The organism is Luteimonas sp. TWI596 (genome assembly GCF_039674105.1).
GTDB lineage: Bacteria > Pseudomonadota > Gammaproteobacteria > Xanthomonadales > Xanthomonadaceae > Luteimonas.
Genome location: NZ_JBDJMU010000022.1, coordinates 1 through 16,907, shown reverse-complemented (window position 1 = coordinate 16,907; position 16,907 = coordinate 1). Strand labels below are relative to the sequence as shown.

13 protein-coding genes are annotated in these 16,907 nt (G+C 66.8%); 6 read left to right on the top strand and 7 right to left on the bottom strand.

All coding sequences use genetic code 11. From position 1 onward, the window contains the following. Nucleotides 1–206 precede the first annotated feature (206 nt). Both ftsZ and lpxC read left to right on the top strand, forming a co-directional pair. Nucleotides 207–1,493 (top strand): cell division protein FtsZ, encoded by a 1,287-nt coding sequence (ftsZ, locus tag ABE487_RS14725; RefSeq protein ID WP_346445230.1) that lies wholly within the window; start codon nucleotides 207–209, stop codon nucleotides 1,491–1,493. A gap of 367 nt (nucleotides 1,494–1,860) precedes the next feature. Beyond that, the gene (gene lpxC / locus ABE487_RS14720) at nucleotides 1,861–2,769 is read left to right on the top strand and encodes a UDP-3-O-acyl-N-acetylglucosamine deacetylase (protein WP_346445229.1); all 909 of its coding nucleotides are present in this window, start codon (nucleotides 1,861–1,863) and stop codon (nucleotides 2,767–2,769) included. 281 nt (nucleotides 2,770–3,050) lie between these two features. Here lpxC and ABE487_RS14715 read toward each other — a convergent pair whose 3' ends face one another. Further along, nucleotides 3,051–3,506, bottom strand: coding sequence for a DciA family protein (locus ABE487_RS14715; protein ID WP_346445228.1), 456 nt, complete (start codon nucleotides 3,504–3,506; stop codon nucleotides 3,051–3,053). 127 nt (nucleotides 3,507–3,633) lie between these two features. On the opposite strand from ABE487_RS14715, the gene ABE487_RS14710 reads away from it, so the two are divergent. The 3 genes from ABE487_RS14710 (at nucleotide 3,634) to ABE487_RS14700 (ending at nucleotide 9,075) form a co-directional block, all read left to right on the top strand. Then, nucleotides 3,634–4,425: a M23 family metallopeptidase gene (locus ABE487_RS14710; RefSeq protein WP_346452449.1), complete on the top strand. Its 792-nt coding sequence runs from the start codon at nucleotides 3,634–3,636 to the stop codon at nucleotides 4,423–4,425. A gap of 675 nt (nucleotides 4,426–5,100) precedes the next feature. Continuing rightward, on the top strand, nucleotides 5,101–7,857 hold the full coding sequence (gene secA, locus ABE487_RS14705) for a preprotein translocase subunit SecA (RefSeq protein WP_346445227.1): 2,757 nt from the start codon (nucleotides 5,101–5,103) through the stop codon (nucleotides 7,855–7,857). Between the two features lie 267 nt (nucleotides 7,858–8,124). Next, a complete protein-coding gene (locus tag ABE487_RS14700; RefSeq protein ID WP_346452445.1) occupies nucleotides 8,125–9,075 on the top strand; it encodes a Nudix family hydrolase in 951 nt (316 codons plus the stop codon). A gap of 474 nt (nucleotides 9,076–9,549) precedes the next feature. On the opposite strand, the gene coaE is transcribed toward ABE487_RS14700, so the two are convergent. From coaE to ABE487_RS14670, 6 genes are all read right to left on the bottom strand, one after another. Next, complete coding sequence (coaE, locus tag ABE487_RS14695; RefSeq protein WP_346452446.1) at nucleotides 9,550–10,182, bottom strand: dephospho-CoA kinase; 633 nt, start codon at nucleotides 10,180–10,182, stop codon at nucleotides 9,550–9,552. Between the two features lie 12 nt (nucleotides 10,183–10,194). Then, nucleotides 10,195–11,058, bottom strand: a complete 864-nt coding sequence (locus ABE487_RS14690; protein WP_346445224.1) for an A24 family peptidase — start codon at nucleotides 11,056–11,058, stop codon at nucleotides 10,195–10,197. A 3-nt stretch (nucleotides 11,059–11,061) separates the two neighbouring features. Next, nucleotides 11,062–12,222 (bottom strand): type II secretion system F family protein, encoded by a 1,161-nt coding sequence (locus ABE487_RS14685; protein WP_346445254.1) that lies wholly within the window; start codon nucleotides 12,220–12,222, stop codon nucleotides 11,062–11,064. 222 nt (nucleotides 12,223–12,444) lie between these two features. Then, complete coding sequence (gene pilB, locus ABE487_RS14680; RefSeq protein ID WP_346445223.1) at nucleotides 12,445–14,169, bottom strand: type IV-A pilus assembly ATPase PilB; 1,725 nt, start codon at nucleotides 14,167–14,169, stop codon at nucleotides 12,445–12,447. Between the two features lie 186 nt (nucleotides 14,170–14,355). After that, nucleotides 14,356–14,733: a hypothetical protein gene (locus ABE487_RS14675; protein WP_346452828.1), complete on the bottom strand. Its 378-nt coding sequence runs from the start codon at nucleotides 14,731–14,733 to the stop codon at nucleotides 14,356–14,358. A 462-nt stretch (nucleotides 14,734–15,195) separates the two neighbouring features. Then, nucleotides 15,196–15,525 (bottom strand): YegP family protein, encoded by a 330-nt coding sequence (locus ABE487_RS14670; protein ID WP_346452830.1) that lies wholly within the window; start codon nucleotides 15,523–15,525, stop codon nucleotides 15,196–15,198. On the opposite strand from ABE487_RS14670, the gene ABE487_RS14665 reads away from it, so the two are divergent. Further along, nucleotides 15,524–15,937: a hypothetical protein gene (locus ABE487_RS14665; protein WP_346452829.1), complete on the top strand. Its 414-nt coding sequence runs from the start codon at nucleotides 15,524–15,526 to the stop codon at nucleotides 15,935–15,937. The two genes, ABE487_RS14670 and ABE487_RS14665, sit on opposite strands and share 2 nt — an antisense overlap. Nucleotides 15,938–16,907 lie beyond the last annotated feature (970 nt).

The window sequence follows — 16,907 nt, the reverse complement described above, 5'->3', positions numbered from 1 at the left end:
CTCGTGCTGCGTGATGAGGAATGGACGGTTGAAACAAACAGCAACAACAAGGGCAAGGGCAGGGCGGCGACGAAGACAGCGGTAACGGCAACGAGCGCATTCGACAACAACATAAATGCCGGATGGCGGTGAGAGATACGGGTTCGGCGCTTTCGAATCACGCATCCCCTTCCACCAATCACGGCTCCAAACCGAGGACAACGGACATGGCACATTTCGAACTGGTCGAGAAGATGGCTCCAAACGCGGTGATCAAGGTCATCGGCGTGGGCGGCGGCGGCGGCAACGCGGTCGCGCACATGGTCAACAACAGCGTCGATGGCGTGGAGTTCATCACCGCCAACACCGACGCGCAGGCAATCAAGAACTGTGGTGCCAAGCTGCAGCTGCAGTTGGGCAGCAGCGTCACCAAGGGCCTGGGCGCAGGCGCCAACCCCGAGGTCGGCCGCCAGGCCGCGCTCGAGGACCGCGAGATCATCATGGATGCGCTGCAGGGCGCCGACATGGTGTTCATCACTGCCGGCATGGGCGGCGGCACCGGCACCGGTGCGGCGCCGGTCGTGGCCCAGCTCGCCAAGGAAATGGGCATCCTGACGGTGGCCGTGGTCACCAAGCCGTTCCCGTTCGAGGGACGCCGGCGCATGCAGGTCGCGCTCAAGGGCATCGAGGAGATGTCGGCGCACTGCGACTCGCTGATCACCATTCCCAATGAGAAGCTGATCACCGTGCTCGGCCGCAACGCCACGATGATCCAGGCCTTCCGCGCCGCCAACGATGTGCTGCTGGGCGCGGTGCAGGGCATCGCCGACCTGATCGTGCGTCCGGGCCTGATCAACGTCGACTTCGCCGACGTGCGCACTGTCATGGCCGAAATGGGCCTGGCGATGATGGGCACGGGCCTGGCCCGCGGCGACGACCGCGCGCAGGCCGCCGCCGAAGCCGCGATCCAGAACCCGCTGCTCGACGACGTCAACCTGGCCGGCGCCAACGGCATCCTGGTCAACATCACTGCCGGCGCCGACTTCACGATGGCCGAGTTCGACGAGGTCGGCCGCACCGTCGAGAACTTCGCCAGCGAAGACGCGACGATCGTCATCGGCACCGTCCTCGACCCGGATATGCAGGACGAAGTCCGCGTGACCGTGGTCGCCACCGGCCTCAACCGGGCGCCGGCGCGCGGCACCGGGCACAACGACAGCGCCGGTCGCGGCAAGCCGCAGGTGCAGCTGATCAGCAACAACCAGCGCGGCGTTCGCGATGGCACCACCGGTTTGCTGATCGACGACGGCGATGCCGTGGCCCCGTACAGCCCGGGTCACAGCATCGCAGCCTCGCTGCGCGGCAATGGCGGTGCGGCGGCGTCGACCGCCTCGCGTCCGGCCGGGCAGGGCGCGGCGCGCAGCGATGCGGGCGATGCGCCGAAGGTCGCCGACTTCGGCAGCGACAGCAGCTACCTGGACATCCCGGCGTTCCTGCGTCGGCAGGCCGACTGAGCGTGTCGATGGCGTCGTCGACTGGCGCTGTACAGGCCGCACCGGCCTGTCGGCGTCGGGCGGACTGACGCCGGTGCCTGTGCCCGCATCGCACGTGTCCGGTGCGGCGGCGCGCAGGGTGTTGTCCTCGCAAGCATTGGCGCGCTGTTGTCCGCAGATCGCCGTTTTGGCCCGCCAGGTACGCCCGGCGGGCCGGTTTGTTGTTCGTCCATCGGCCAGCGCATCGCCTCGGCGCGCAGTCCCGACCCCGGTCCCGCAGGGCCTCGATCGCCTCGGATCGCTTCGTTCAGGTTCAGCGGTCCCCGTGATAATCTCGCCCGGTTGCCTCCCGCGTCTGCGGTCGGCGCTTCTCTCCCCCGGATTCCCGATGCCCCGCCAACGCACCATCAAGAACGTCATCCGCGCAACGGGCGTCGGCCTGCACAGCGGCGAGAAAGTGTTCCTGACCATGCGTCCGGCCGCTCCGGATACCGGCATCGTCTTCCGGCGCGTCGATCTCGACCCGGTGGTTGACATCCCCGCAGAGGGCGGACTCGTCACCGAGACCACGCTGTGTACCGGGCTGAGCCTGGGGACGGCCAACGTGCAGACGGTCGAACACCTGATGTCCGCCCTCGCCGGACTCGGCGTGGACAATCTGTATGTCGAGCTGTCGGCGGCCGAGGTGCCGATCATGGACGGTTCGTCTGGCCCGTTCGTGTTCCTGCTGCAGTCCGCAGGCGTGGTCGAGCAGGCCGCGCCCAAGCGCTTCATTCGGATCCTGGCGCCGATCGAAGTGCGCGAGGGCGACAAAATCGCACGGTTCGAGCCCTACGACGGCTTCCGTCTCGATTTCACCATCGCCTTCGATCATCCGGCCATCCCGCTGGCGCAGTCGCGTGCCGAAGTCGAGTTCTCGACCGAGGCCTACATCCGCGAGGTCAGCCGTGCGCGCACCTTCGGGTTCATGCGCGACCTGGAGTACATGCGCGAGCGCAACCTGGGGCTCGGTGGCTCGATGGACAACGCCATCGTGCTCGACGAGTTCCGCGTGCTCAACGACGACGGCCTGCGCTACGCCAATGAGTTCGTGCGCCACAAGATCCTCGACGCGGTCGGCGACCTGTACCTGGCCGGCCATCCGATCCTGGGCCTGTTCAAGGGCTACAAGTCCGGACACGCGCTGAACAACAAGCTCGTGCGCGCATTGCTCGAGACCCGTTCGGCCTGGGACATCGTCAGCTTTGCCGAAGACGATGCGGCCCCCGTCGTCTATGGCGCCCCGGTCGCTGCCTGAATCGCTCGGCCGCGCCGCGCCCGCCTCTCTGCCTCCCCGCGCTTGTCGACCGGAGGGCGGCCCATCTGCGAATCGACCCCCGGCGCGTCTGCTGCAGGCGTACCGCAGGAATGCGATCGCTTGGGTTCAGCCCGGGCGCCTTCGATAACGATTATTTAACTTTTGCTTTCTGAAAAGTTAGCTTCGTGTTAACGCCCCGTGGGGCGATGCCCGGTAGCATGCCCCCTCTCCTTCACTTGGCCTTGATGCCGATGAAGGGGGGCAGGCGGCACCCATCCAGATCACACCCCTTCGTCCTTGCCGCCTTCCGGCGGTCGGAGCGAGGCCAGTACCGAGCGGAGCGTGTCGCGTGCGACCGCCGACGGCGGGTTGGCCAGCGCACCGCGGGCCTCAGGCGGTGCCGGTCGCAGGGGTTGGGTCGACGTCCTGACGACGATGTCGTCGACATCCAGTCCGATGGAGCGGGCAGCGTCGAGCAGCGTATCGGCCGACAGGCGCAGCCTGGCGTGCCAGATGGGTGAATCGACGAGGAATACCAGCCTGCGGCGATCGACATTGGCCAGCCGCGCATGCGGCGCCAGTGCCGGAGGCAGCAGGGGAACGAGGCGGCGATCCAGTGCGTCGAGCCACATGGCCCGGCGGATCGGATCGGCCGACGTGCCATCCAGCGCCGCGTCCAGCGCGGCGGTCGGGGCTCCGATGCGGGATGGCTTGGATCTGGACCGGAAATCAGACATTGGCACCATGACCGTCAAAACCTTGTTGAATGATATGCGCGGCGTCGCCGCACAGGTGGCCCGCAGGGCCCGCATCCTGGCCCGTCGCCGGCCGGTCTCGATGGCGATCGTGGTCGCTGCGGCCGGCATGTGCGCTGCCGGGGCCATGAATTCGGCCGAGATCGCCCGCCTCCACGACGTGGCCGCTGCCCACGAGCGCAGCCTGGACGAGACCCGTCGCGAGGCGCAGCGCGAAGTCAACGCGCTCGCCGCTCGGCTCGGCGAGCTGCAGGCCCAGGCCAACCGCCTCAACGCGCTCGGCGACCGGCTCGCCCGCGGTGCGGGCATGGAGGACGGCGAGTTCGACTTCGACCGGACCCTCGGTGTCGGCGGACCCGAGCCTGCCCAGGACATGCCGGCGGGCAAGCTGCTCGGCGGCCTGGATGCGCTGGAGGGCGACCTGACCCATTCCGGCCAGCAGCTCTCGGTACTCGAGGCGCTGCTGCTCGACCGCAAGCTTCAGCGCGACGCGCTGCCGTCGCGCTCGCCGGTGAGCCGCAGCTTCGTGACCTCGTCCTATGGGTACCGCGCCGATCCGTTCGGTCGCGGCGGTCAGTTCCACAAGGGCATCGATTTCGACGCGCGCACCGGGGATCCGGTGATGACGGTCGCCGACGGCGTGGTCAGCTATTCGGGCGTGCGCCGTGGCTACGGCAACGTCGTCGAGGTCGACCACGGCAACGGCTACGTCACCCGGTATGCGCACAACTCGCGCAACGTGGTGAAAGTCGGCGATCTGGTCCGCATCGGTGACGAGATCGCCAAGGCCGGGTCGACCGGCCGTTCCACCGGCGCCCACGTGCACTTCGAGGTCTGGGAGAACGGGCAGGTGCAGAACCCGCGCAAGTTCCTTGGTGCCATGGGCGTGAGCCGGCAGTAACCGATTGGGGCGCCCCCCCCGCCCAACCCGCCCCCGCATGCGGGGGAGGGCGGTCAGATGGCCGCGCCGGTAGGCCTGGTTGCCCAACTCGCCCCCGCACGCGGGGGAGGGCGAATGCGCGGCACAGCTGCGCCGATGCTCGCATGCGCGCATGGCGCCACACCTCCGGAGGTCGACGCCGTAGGTGTCGGGTGGGGGCACGGGCTTGGACGGGGCGGGCTGAAGGACGCCGCATCGACCTGTCGCCGCCCCCACCCAACCCTCCCCCGCGTGCGGGGGAGGGTGGTCAGATGGCCGTGCCGGTAGGTCTGGTTGCGCAACTCGCCCCCGCACGCGGGGAGGGCGAATGCGCGGCACAGCCGCTCCGGCGCTCATCGGCGCGCAAGCCGGTGGCTTGCAAACGCGCCTCCTCGTTCCGGCCCTTCGCGGCACAGCCGCTCCGGGCGCTCGCTGGGGCGCAAGGCATGCCTTGCAAACGCCCCCGCTCGTTCCGGCCTGCGCGGCACAGCCGCTCCGGCGCTCGTCGGCGCGCAAGCCAGTGGCTTGCAAACGCGCCTCCTCGCCCCGAGCTACAATGCGCGTTGCCATCAAAGGGCGCCTAGCGCCCTTTTCTGTTTGCGGCTTCTGGGGAATCCGCCTCGGTCCCGCGCTCCGATTCCAGACTTCGGTACTCCAATGCTCAATCGCTTGCTCACCAGTGTCTTCGGCAGTCGCAACGACCGCTTCGTCAAACAGCTCGAGAAGGTCGTCGTCAAGATCAACGCGCTCGAGCCGCAGATGGAGGCGCTGTCCGACGAGGCCCTGCAGGCCAAGACCCCGGAGTTCAAGCAGCGCATCGCCGACGGCGAGACGCTCGACAAATTGCTGCCCGAAGCCTTCGCGGTCTGCCGCGAGGCCAGCAAGCGCGTGCTGGGCATGCGCCCCTACGACGTCCAGCTGATCGGCGGCATGGTGCTGCACATGGGCAAGATCGCCGAAATGCGCACCGGCGAGGGCAAGACCCTGGTCGGCACGCTGCCGACGTATCTCAATGCGCTCGAGGGCAAGGGCGTCCACGTCGTCACCGTCAACGACTACCTGGCTCGCCGCGACGCGGCACAGATGGGCAAGCTCTACAACTGGCTGGGCCTGTCGGTCGGCGTCATCTGGCCGGGCATGCCGCACGGCGAGGCCAAGCGCGAGGCCTACCGCGCCGACATCACCTACGGCACCAACAACGAGTTCGGCTTCGACTACCTGCGCGACAACATGGCGCTGTCGAAGGCCGACCGTTACCAGCGCGCGCTCAATTACGCGATCATCGACGAGGTCGACTCGATCCTGATCGACGAGGCGCGCACGCCGCTCATCATCTCCGGCCCGGCCGACGATTCCCCCGAGCTCTACATCAAGGTTAACCGGATCGTCCCGTCGCTGGTCCGCCAGGAAGCCGAGGACGGCGAAGGCGACTTCTGGGTCGATGAGAAGGCCAAGCAGGTCCACCTCTCGGAGGAAGGCCAGGAACATGCCGAAGCGCTGCTGCGCGGCGCGGGCATCCTCGGCGAGGACGAAAGCCTCTACGCGCCGCAGAACATCCACGTCGTGCATCACCTCAACGCCGGGTTGCGCGCGCACGCGATCTACCAGCGCGACGACCACTACATCGTCCGCGACGGCGAAGTCGTTATCGTCGACGAATTCACCGGCCGTACCCTGCCGGGCCGCCGCTGGTCGGATGGCCTGCACCAGGCGGTCGAAGCGAAGGAAGGGGTGCCGGTCCAGCGCGAGAACCAGACGCTGGCCAGCATCACCTTCCAGAACCTGTTCCGCATGTACGGCAAGCTCTCGGGCATGACCGGTACGGCCGACACCGAAGCTTTCGAGTTCGAGAGCATCTACGGCCTGGAGGTCGTGGTGATCCCGACCCATCGCCCGATGATCCGCAAGGATGCGCCGGATGCCGTGTTCCTCAACCGCGCCGGCAAATACCGCGCCGTTGCGCGCGAGATCCAGGCCTCGCACGAACGCGGACAGCCCGTGCTGGTCGGTACGACCTCGATCGAGGTCTCCGAGCTGCTCAGCGAGCACCTGCGCAAGGAAGGCATCGCGCATGAAGTGCTCAACGCCAAGCAGCACGAGCGCGAAGCGCAGATCGTCGCCCAGGCCGGCCGCCCGGGCGCGGTGACCATCGCCACCAACATGGCCGGCCGCGGTACCGACATCGTGCTCGGTGGCTCGCTCGAGACCGAGCTCGCGCTGCTCGAGGCCGAGTCCGGCGTGCCGGTCGACGACGCCACCAAGGCGCGCCTGCGCGCGGAGTGGCAGCAGCGCCATGACGCCGTCGTCGCTGCCGGCGGCCTGCACATCATCGGCACCGAGCGCCACGAATCGCGGCGTATCGACAACCAGCTGCGCGGCCGCTCCGGTCGCCAGGGCGACCCGGGGTCGTCGCGCTTCTACCTGTCGCTCGAAGACAACCTGATGCGCATCTTCGCCGCCGACTGGGTGCAGAAGGTCATGGCGCGCATGGGGCTGCAGGAAGACGACATCATCGAAAGCCCGTTGGTGACCCGCCAGATCGCCAACGCGCAGCGCAAGGTCGAGGCGCACAACTTCGACATCCGCAAGAACCTGCTCGACTTCGACGACGTCAACAACGACCAGCGCAAGGTCATCTACGGCCAGCGCGACGAACTGCTGGACGCCGAAAGCGTCAAAGAGAACGTCGACGGCATCCGCGCCGACGTCGTTGCCGGCATCGTCGGCCGCTATGTGCCGCCGCAGTCGATCGACGAGCAGTGGGACCTGCCGGGCCTGGAGGCCGAGATCGAGCGTGAGTTCGGCCTGCGCCTGGAACTGGTGTCGATGGCCAAGGCGCGCGACGAGCTCGACGCCGAGCAGATCGCCGAACACGTGCAGCAGTCGGTCGATGCGCTGTTCGCGGACAAGGAGACGCAGCTGGGCGGCGAGACGATGCGCATGCTCGAAAAGCACATCATGCTCAACGTGCTCGACCAGGGCTGGAAGGAGCACCTGGCCCGCATGGACTACCTGCGGCAGGGCATCCACCTGCGCGGCTACGCGCAGAAGCAGCCCAAGCAGGAGTACAAGCGCGAGGCGTTCGAGTTGTTCTCCGAAATGCTCGACAAGGTCAAGCACGAAGTCGTGACCATGCTCGCACGCGTGCGTGTGCGCAGCGAGGACGAGATCGCTGCGCTCGAGGAAGAGGAACGTCGCCAGGTCGAGGCCAAGCTCAACCAGGCTCAGTTCCAGCACGCCGACGCCGGTGGCTACGGTGCCGACGAGGAAGCCGAGGACGTGCGGGCCGCCCAGGCCGCCGCTGCCGGTCCGCAGGCGCAGATCGTCCGCGACGGCGCCAAGGTCGGCCGCAACGATCCCTGCCCCTGCGGCAGCGGCAAGAAGTACAAGCACTGCCACGGTCAGCTGAGCTGATCCGTCAGGCCCGCCATCGCGGGGCCGATGCGCAACGTCCGGGCCGGACGTGACGTCCGGCGATCGGCGCCTCGCAGCGGCGGGCGATGCCCCGGCTGATGCGCATGGTGGCCGGTCGATCGCGGCGTGGCCTCATCCGCCTGCGTGCCGGCGGTCTTTGTGGGCGTCGCAGCTGACGCGCTGCCGGCCGTACCGGTCGTCCCGACCGCTTGGCAAGCCGCCGTCGCCTGCCTAATCTCGACCCCTTGTCCGCCGAATCCGCCAGGCATGAGCGAGCGCGTCGTCGAAGTCGTTGCTGGGATCATCACCGACAAGCGCGGCCGCATCTTGCTGTCCCGGCGCACGCCGGGCCGTGACATGCCGGGCTTGTGGGAGTTTCCCGGCGGCAAATGCGAGCCGGGCGAGACGCCGGAAGCGGCGCTGGCGCGCGAGCTCGACGAGGAGCTGGGCATCCAGGTCGTCGTCGGCGCGCCGCTGATGGTGGTGCCCCAGCGCTATCCCAGCAAGCGGTTGCGGCTCGACGTCCGCCACGTGGCCCAGTGGCACGGCAGTCCCAAGGGGCGCGAAGGTCAGGCCTTAACCTGGGTCGCGCCCGACAAGCTCGGCCGCTACTCAATGCCGCCTGCCGACCTGCCTGTGGTGGCCGCCCTGCAGGCCCCCGATCGCTACCTCGTCACCCCACCGCCGGGCGACGATGACGCCGCCTGGTTACGCAGCCTGGACGACGCCCTGCGCAGCGGCATCGGCCGCGTGCAACTGCGCCTGCCCGGCATCGCCCCGGACCGGCAGGCGAGTTTGCTCGCCGAGGCTGCCGCGCGCTGCCGCCGCCGCGGCGCGGAACTGTTGTTCAATGGGGCGCCGGCCTTGGCGCAGGCCGCGGGCGTCGGCCTGCATCTCAAGGCCGCCGCGCTGCGCGAACATGCGCAACGGCCGCTCGCCGCCGGTCTGCCGCTCGCGGCCTCCTGCCACGACGCCGACGATCTCGCCCATGCCGCGCGCCTGGCCTGCGACTTCGTCGTGCTGGGCCCGGTGTCGGAGACCGCCAGCCATCCCGGCCAGCCCGGCATCGGCTGGCCGGCCTTCGCCAGCCTGCGCGAACACAGTGCGCTGCCGATCTACGCCATCGGCGGAATGACCCCCTCCGACATCGAGACCGCCCGGCGCCACGGCGCCCAAGGCATCGCCGCGATCCGCAGCCTCTGGCCAGGCATCGCGTGAGAAGCGGCCCCCATCCCAACCTTCCGCCCATGAAGGGCGCAATGCCCCGCGTGCGGGGGAAGGCGCTAAGCAGTATCCGCGCAGGTGAGGTTTGGCCGCGCGCTGCGTACTGGAGTCGCCTCCCTCGCGTGCGGGGGAAGGCGCAAAGCAGTACTCGCGCGGGTGAAGTTTGTCCGCGCGCTGCGTACTGGAGTCGCCTCCCCCGCGTGCGGGGGAGGCCGGCGCCCTGTGCGCCGGGTGGGGGCGGGGCGTGTCGCGGAAAAGCGCCCCCATCCCAACCTTCCGCCCGTGAAGGGCGCAATGCCCCGCGGGCGGGGGAAGGCGCAAAGCAGTATCCGCGCAGGGGAGGTTTGGCCGCGCGCGGCGTACTGGAGTCGCCTCCCCCGCGTGCGGGGGAGGCCGGCGCCCTCGGCGCCGGGTGGGGGCAGGTGGGTCGCGGCGACCCTCACAGCGCCAAGCACGACCGAGCGATGATCAGTCTGCCGCCAATCCCTCCGCACGCGCCGCGGCGAGTGCGCGATAGCGGGTGTCGAGGTCGCCGATGCGCGTGTCCAGTTCGGCCAGGCTGCCGTCGTTGACGATGATGTCGTCGGCGATGGCCAGGCGGGCGTCGCGGGTGGCCTGGGTGGCGATCATTTTCTGGGCCAAGGCCTCGTCGATGCCGTCGCGGCGGAGCAGGCGGGCCAGTTGGACCGCCACCGGCACGTCGATCACCAGCACGCGGTGGAGCCAGGGATAATGGACGCGCCCACCCTCGGCCAGCAGCGGGATCGCGGCGACGGCGTATGGCCCTGTCGCGGCGTCGCAGGTGGCGCGCAGGGCAAGGCGGATGCGCGGATGGAGGATCGCCTCCAGGCGCGCGCGGGCGTCGGGGTCGGCGAAGATCCGTCGCCGCATCGCGGCGCGATCGAGGCTGCCGTCAGCGGCCAGGGCGTCGGTGCCGAAGGCCGCCACCACTTCGGCCAGGCCTTCGCTGCCGCGGGCGACAGCCGCGTGCGCCGCGACGTCGGCGTCGGCGACGACGATGCCGCGCGCTTCGAACGCCGCCGTGGCCGCGGACTTGCCCGAGGCGATGCCGCCGGTGAGACCGATGACCAGCGCGACCATCTTGGCGGTGCGCTACTGCAGGCCGGACACGCGCAGGTAGAACGCGGTCAGGTCCTGGCCCCACATGAAGGTCACCCAGCCGGCAACGGCCAGGTACGGCCCGAACGGAATCGGCGTGGCCCGGTCGCGTCCGCGGACCGCAAGGATGATCGAGCCGACGATCGCCCCGGTCACCGCCGACAGCAGGATGATCGGCAGCAGTCCAGCCAAGCCACACCAAGCGCCGAGGGCGGCCAGCAGCTTGAAGTCGCCGTGGCCCATGCCCTCCTTGCCGGTGGCCTGCTTGAACAGCCACCACACCGACCAGAGGCTGGCGTAGCCGACCACCGCCCCCAGCAGCGCGGGCTTGGCCGGCATGTACAGGTTGTCGAGGCTGGCGATGAGTCCCAGCCACATCAACGGCAACGTCAACGAGTCGGGCAGCAGTTGCGTGCGCGCATCGATGCCCGACAACGCGACCAGGAAGCCGGTCAGCACCAGCGCGCCGAAGCCTTGCCAGCCGAAGCCGAACCGCCACACGCAGGCCGCGAACAGCAGCATCGTCAGCAGCTCGATCGCCGGGTACTGGACCGAGATCGGCGCCTTGCAGCTGCGGCAGCGCCCGCGCAGCGCCAGCCAGCTGACCACCGGGATGTTCTCGTACCACGACAACTGGTGCCCGCAATGCGGGCAGTGGGAGCGTTCGACGACGATCCCCGGCGGCGGCGGGTCGTAGAGGTCGGGTTCGCCGAGAATCTCGCGGCTGTCGCGCTTCCACTGCCATTCCAGGCGTCGCGGCAACCGCAGGATCACCACGTTGAGAAAGCTGCCCACCAGCAGGCCGAGGCCGGCGGCGAGGGGATAGCCCAGGGCCGGGTTGTGATCGAGAAACGCCATGGGTCAGCCGGTCGCCGCCATTGCGAGCTTGAAGATCGGCAGGTACATCGCGATCACGATCGCGCCGACCAGGGTGCCGATGATGACCATCACGAACGGTTCGATCAGGCTCGAGATCGCATCGACAGCGTTGTTGACCTCTTCTTCGTAGAATTCGGCCACCTTGAACAGCATCGTGTCCAGCGCCCCTGCCTCCTCGCCGATCGCGGTCATCTGCACCACCATGTGCGGGAACAATGCGGTCTGCCGCATCGCCATGTTGAGTTGGTAGCCCACGGCCACGTCGTCGCGCATGCGCAGCACCGCGTGCTCGTAGACCGAACTGCCGGTCGCGCCGGACACCGAGTCCAGCGCCTCGACCAGCGGCACGCCGGCCTTGAAGGTCACGCCCAGCGTGCGCGCAAAGCGCGCGATCGACGAGTTGTGCAGCACCCGGCCGACCACCGGCAGGCGCAGCAGCGTGCGGTCCACTCCGTGCTGCAGCGCCGGGGAGCGCTTGAACGCGAACATGAAGCCGAACGCGGACGCGAACACGACGATCGCGATCAGCCACCACCACTTCACCATGATCGCCGAGATCCCGAACACCAGTTCGGTGAACGCAGGCAAGTCGGTGCCGAAGCTTTCGAAGGTCTCGCGGAAGGTCGGGACGACGAACACCATCAGGATCGCGCAGACCAGGATCGCTACCCCGATGATCGCGACCGGATAGAACAGCGCCTTCTTGATCTTGCCCTTGATCGACTCGATGCTCTCCTTGTACGAGGCGATCGTGTCGAGCACGGTTTCCAGCGCGCCGGCCGACTCGCCTGCGCGCACCAGGTTGCGGTAGAGCTCGTCGAACTGCACCGGATACTTGCTCAGCGCCTCGAAGATCGACGCGCCGCCCTCGATGTCGACGCGGATGCCGTCGACCATCTGCTTCATGCGCGGGTTCTTCTGGCCGTTGCCGATGATCTCCAGCGCCTGCACCACCGGTACGCCCGACTTCATCATCGTGGCGGTCTGCCGGCTGAAGATCGCGATGTCGCGTGCAGAGATCGACTTGCCTGCACCGCCGAACAGCGGCTGGCGCTTGGGCTGCACCAGCGTCGGCTGGATACCCTGGCGACGCAGCTCGGCGCGCAGCAGGTTCGCGCTCTTGGATTGCTGCTCGCCCTTCATCTTGACGCCGCGCCGGTCCGTGCCTTCCCAGGCAAACAGGCGCAGCGTCGCCCCGGCCTGTGCCGGCGTCGCGTTCGAAGCGCGGACAGTCTTGCGGGCCGCGGTACGTGAGGTCGACATGGAACGTTCCCCAGGGGTCGGCGTGTCCCTCGCCGGACGGATGGCCGCATGGTAGCGAAAACCGGCCCCAGGCGCTCGACGCCGCGGGGCTCCGGCGGGGGATCAGTCCTTGGTGACGCGGTTGATCTCGGCCAGGCTGGTCAGGCCCTGGCGGGCCTTCTCCAGCGCCGACTGGCGCAGGTCCTTGACCCCGGCGCGCTGCGCGGCCTCCGCGATCTGCATCGCGTTGCCGCCCTGCAGCACGATGGTCTGGATCTGCTCGCTCATCGGCATCACCTGGTACACGCCCACGCGTCCGCGGTAGCCGTTGGTGCATTCGTCGCAGCCGACCGGCTCGTAGATTTCCACACCGGCGCGGACCTGCTCTTCGGTGAAGCCCTCGGTGAGCAGTGCATGGTCGGGCAGCACGACGCGCTGCTTGCAACGCGGGCACAGCCGCCGTGCCAGCCGCTGGGCGATCACCAGCGTGACCGAACTGACGATGTTGTAGGGCGCGATGCCCATGTTCATCAGGCGCGCGATCGTCTGCGGCGCATCGTTGGTGTGCAGCGTCGAGAGCACCATGTGGCCGGTCTGCGCGGCCTTGATGCCGATTTCCGCCGTTTCCAGGTCGCGGATCTCGCCGACCATGATCACGTCGGGGTCCTGACGCAGGAACGCGCGCAGCGCCGCGGCGAACGTCATGCCCCGGCGCTCGTTCTGCTGCACCTGGTTCACGCCCGGCAAGCGGATCTCGACCGGGTCCTCGACCGTGGAGATGTTGCGGGTCTCGTCGTTGAGGATGCCCAGCGCCGTATACAGCGAGACCGTCTTGCCCGAGCCTGTCGGACCGGTGACCAGCACCATGCCGTAGGGCTTGTGGATCGCGTCGAGGAACAGCTTCTGCTGGTCCGGCTCGTAGCCCAGCTTGTCGATGCCCAGCTTTGCGGCGCTGGCATCGAGGATGCGCAGCACCACTTTCTCGCCGAACAGCGTCGGCAGTGTGCTCACGCGGAAATCGATCTGTCGCGTCTTGGACAGGTTCAACTTGATGCGTCCGTCCTGCGGCGCCCGCTTCTCGGCGATGTCGAGCTGCGCCATGACCTTCAGGCGCGCGGCGATGCGCTGGTTGAGCTTGACCGGCACCTTGGCCGCCAGCTTGAGCATGCCGTCGACGCGCAGCCGCACGCGGTAGTCGGTCTCGTAGGGTTCGAAATGGATGTCCGAAGCGCCGCGCTTGATCGCGTCGACCAGCACCTTGTTGACGAAGCGCACGATCGGCGCATCGTCCTTGCCGTCGACGACGTTCTCGATCCGGCCGCCGTCCTCGTCGTTGCCCACGTCCAGGCTTTCGAGGCCTTCGGCATCGTCCAGCGCGCCGGCCAGCGAATCCGAACTCGACAGCCACAACTCCAAGGTGCGGCGGATGCTGTCCTCATCGATCAGGATCGGTTCGACCGTGAGGTTGGTCTGGAACTTGATGTCGTCCAGCGCCAGGGTGTTGGTCGGATCGGCGGTGCCCACGAACAGCCGCGGGCCGCGCTGGAACAGCGGCAGCACCGCATGCTTGTTGAGCAGCTCTTCGCTGACCAGCTTGACCGCACTCGCCTGCGGTGCCATCGCCGCCGGGTCGAACAGCGGCATGCCGAACTCCACCGACAACGCCGCCGCCATCTGCGCAGCGCTGACCAGCTTGTGTTCGCGCAGGTAGCCTGCGACATTGCGTCGCGCCGCGGTCGCCTTGTCCAGCGCCTCGCGCGCCGCTGCCTCGTCCAGGGCACCGTCCATGACCAAGCGGCGGGCGATGCCGGTGATGCCGACGAGATTGGGGCCGGATTGGACGCTCATCTGATCGCTCTGCGGTGGACGCGGGCACTCTACTGCAACCGGCGTCGCGACGGCGCATCGCGGCCCAACAAGCCCCTCGGCGATCGGCAATGCCGATGCGTATGAATGAGGCTTCGCCGCCAGAACCGGGGTCAGAGCGCAATTTCGCCTGGCGAAATTGCACTCTGACCCCGGTTCTGGCGGTGGCTAGCGCTGATCGCGCAACGACCGGTCGGTGTTTCCGAGTAGTCGGCGCCGGCCCCAAACCCCGAATGCGGACGCCAGCATCGCCGGCAGCGCGAGCAGGACGGCATACACCGCGCCGGCTGCCAGCAGGGGGCCGATGCCCGACACCGCGATCACCACGGGCAGCTGCGCGAGCATGACGACCGCGCCCCAGACCCACCCACGCACCGGGAACGCGATGCCGAGTGCCAGCGACAACAGCAGCGCTGCAGGACAGGCGAGGGTCCAGTAGCGGGCCGCATCCCACGGCTCGATACCGCCCGACGACAGCGACACAGCACTCCAGAGCGCAAGGCCGGCGATCGCGGCGATCGACAGGGCGAGCCAGAAAGATCTCATCGGTGGCGGCTCCAGCGCATCGGCTCTCAAGATCGACGGACAGCATACCGAGCGTTCTGATCCGAGAAGTCAATGCTCGACATTGCGAGGCGTGAGAGAACGGTGCGAAGACCGCCATCATCCGCACGCAAGACACCGGAGTGCAGAAGGGGCTACGGGTGCATGGCGGTGCGCCATCATCGCGATGACGATCAAATCAAGCCAGGTCAGCCGTTTCATCTCAGTCGCCCTGTCGGTTGCTGCGACCGGGCGCCGGACGGCGTCCGGGTGATTCGAACATGCGCTCGTAGGGTGGGGTGGATTTGCTGTCGCTTAGCGTTTGGGCCGGATGTGGTGGATCAGGCCCAGCGCATGGGTGACCGCATGCGCTGGACCGAGGTCTAAGGCTCACCCATCGGCTCCGACGGTCGCAGGGGCTGCACTGAACACATCGTGGTGCAGCCCGCCTTCCTCGGTGCGGTCTCAGGTGTTGTCGGTGAGCGTGGCGTCGGGACCATGCGCCTTGACCGATGCGATCCCCGCATCCCGCCCTGCGGACGAGGTATAGGTCTCACTGGTGCCGATGGGTTCGCCATTCGATGCTTTCAGAACGAAATAGAATTGACCGTTGGCCGCAGTCCGCTTCTCGTAGCGGGCATCGATAGGTGAGTTGTTGCGGACTGACGTGATACCGCCGAGCGCGTTCGCCTTGGTTGTGTAACGCTCGCTGCTGAGAATGGGCTCGCCGTTCGATGCTTTGAGAACGAAGTGGTACTGGTCCCCGGATCGCGACAGCACATAGCGTCCCGCCATGATGATCTCCATCTGCGCCGGATCAGCCCGGCGAGCGAGTATTGCGCTGGAGATCACAATTTTGGTTCGGGAAAGCGCGCGTCCTGATGTAGGAAAATTCCTAGGCCGTTCAGGAAGAGGTGGGGTGAGTTGGGCGTTGCAAAGCCTTGCAACGCGCCATCAAATGAGCGGTGTTGGAGCTTATGGGCGAAAGTTAAGAGCGGGGTTTATTTTCTTGTCTCAAAGCGCGATGGATTCGTGGGAGAATGCCGTGAGCAGTTATCCATGCGCAGTAATCCTGGTACGCGGGGTCTCGGGCAAGATGCCTTTCCTCGGTTTTTGCGCGGATGAGGTAAACGAAATTGATCGCGAGAAGCGCGATGCAGTGCCAGACTGCGGTCGTTGCGCCAGAGGATGGAATGAATGGGACTGATATCAGCCACCAAGAAATGTTCTTGCTTATATAGGCCGGATGCTTTGTGAATCTATAGGGGCCGCTGGTGATTATTCCTCTATTCGTCAGATTGCTGAATCTGATGCCAAACGATATTGTTGAAAGTGTATATATGGCCGTGAGCGTAATTATCGCTAGTGCCCACAGATAATATGTTGGGTGGCTGGTGGATAGCCAATTATTCCATGTGAATCCATCGCTGTATCTGAGTCCGGCCGATTGTAGCCATATGAAAATCGGCGGGTAACAGGAGAGTGCAGCGCTCCACCCGATCCAGCTCGAATTGCTCGAGCGTATATGGGCGTCGAGTCTTCGTGATGTCGAAATATAACCAACGGTACCGAATATCGTATCTATCAGGTAAAAGGTCGCAATCGACAGCGGGAACCAAGATGTGGCCAGGGCTTGATTGGAGATGCTGAAGGTGTCTGACCAGTTGTAAGCGAAGCTCACCATCAAAGGAAGGAAGAACGCTTTGACAGCTTGATCTCTGATTTCAGAAACAGGGATATCCCTGATCTTTCGGCTCAGGAGTGCCCATCTTCCGAGGATTTCGATCCCGCATGGATCTGTGCTTGTAGTTCGAAAAATGTAAAGCGCTGCGCAGAGCGCGAGTGCTGGCCATATCGTGAAAACGGCGTCCCAAAAGCCGGATATGACGGATGGTTGCGAGGCCGGAAGGATATTGAGCATCACTGCCCAGATTGCAGCCATCGCCATCAGGCCTGCTGCCCTGTGCCTTCTGCGCGCACGGGCATCTTGCTTGACTAATGCTGCCGGACAAGTCGTCGGAGAATGGCGGCGCCATTCCAGCCACCACATTGGAGCGCCAGTGCAGAGGGCGGTCTCAAGAATCAAGTGCAACACGTGATTTGAAGTCGATGATTTCCCTCTCCATCACCTGGGCTGGTGTTGCCCAGCCGAGCGTCTTGCGCGGTCGCCCGTTCAT

Coding starts and splice junctions, on each gene's coding strand:
- ftsZ (WP_346445230.1), top strand. CDS start 207: ATGGCACATTTCGAACTGGTCGAGAAGATGGCTCCAAACGCGGTGATC.
- lpxC (WP_346445229.1), top strand. CDS start 1,861: ATGCCCCGCCAACGCACCATCAAGAACGTCATCCGCGCAACGGGCGTC.
- ABE487_RS14715 (WP_346445228.1), bottom strand. CDS start 3,506: ATGTCTGATTTCCGGTCCAGATCCAAGCCATCCCGCATCGGAGCCCCG.
- ABE487_RS14710 (WP_346452449.1), top strand. CDS start 3,634: ATGTGCGCTGCCGGGGCCATGAATTCGGCCGAGATCGCCCGCCTCCAC.
- secA (WP_346445227.1), top strand. CDS start 5,101: ATGCTCAATCGCTTGCTCACCAGTGTCTTCGGCAGTCGCAACGACCGC.
- ABE487_RS14700 (WP_346452445.1), top strand. CDS start 8,125: ATGAGCGAGCGCGTCGTCGAAGTCGTTGCTGGGATCATCACCGACAAG.
- coaE (WP_346452446.1), bottom strand. CDS start 10,182: ATGGTCGCGCTGGTCATCGGTCTCACCGGCGGCATCGCCTCGGGCAAG.
- ABE487_RS14690 (WP_346445224.1), bottom strand. CDS start 11,058: ATGGCGTTTCTCGATCACAACCCGGCCCTGGGCTATCCCCTCGCCGCC.
- ABE487_RS14685 (WP_346445254.1), bottom strand. CDS start 12,222: ATGAAGGGCGAGCAGCAATCCAAGAGCGCGAACCTGCTGCGCGCCGAG.
- pilB (WP_346445223.1), bottom strand. CDS start 14,169: ATGAGCGTCCAATCCGGCCCCAATCTCGTCGGCATCACCGGCATCGCC.
- ABE487_RS14675 (WP_346452828.1), bottom strand. CDS start 14,733: ATGAGATCTTTCTGGCTCGCCCTGTCGATCGCCGCGATCGCCGGCCTT.
- ABE487_RS14665 (WP_346452829.1), top strand. CDS start 15,524: ATGATGATCTCCATCTGCGCCGGATCAGCCCGGCGAGCGAGTATTGCG.
- ABE487_RS14670 (WP_346452830.1), bottom strand. CDS start 15,525: ATGGCGGGACGCTATGTGCTGTCGCGATCCGGGGACCAGTACCACTTC.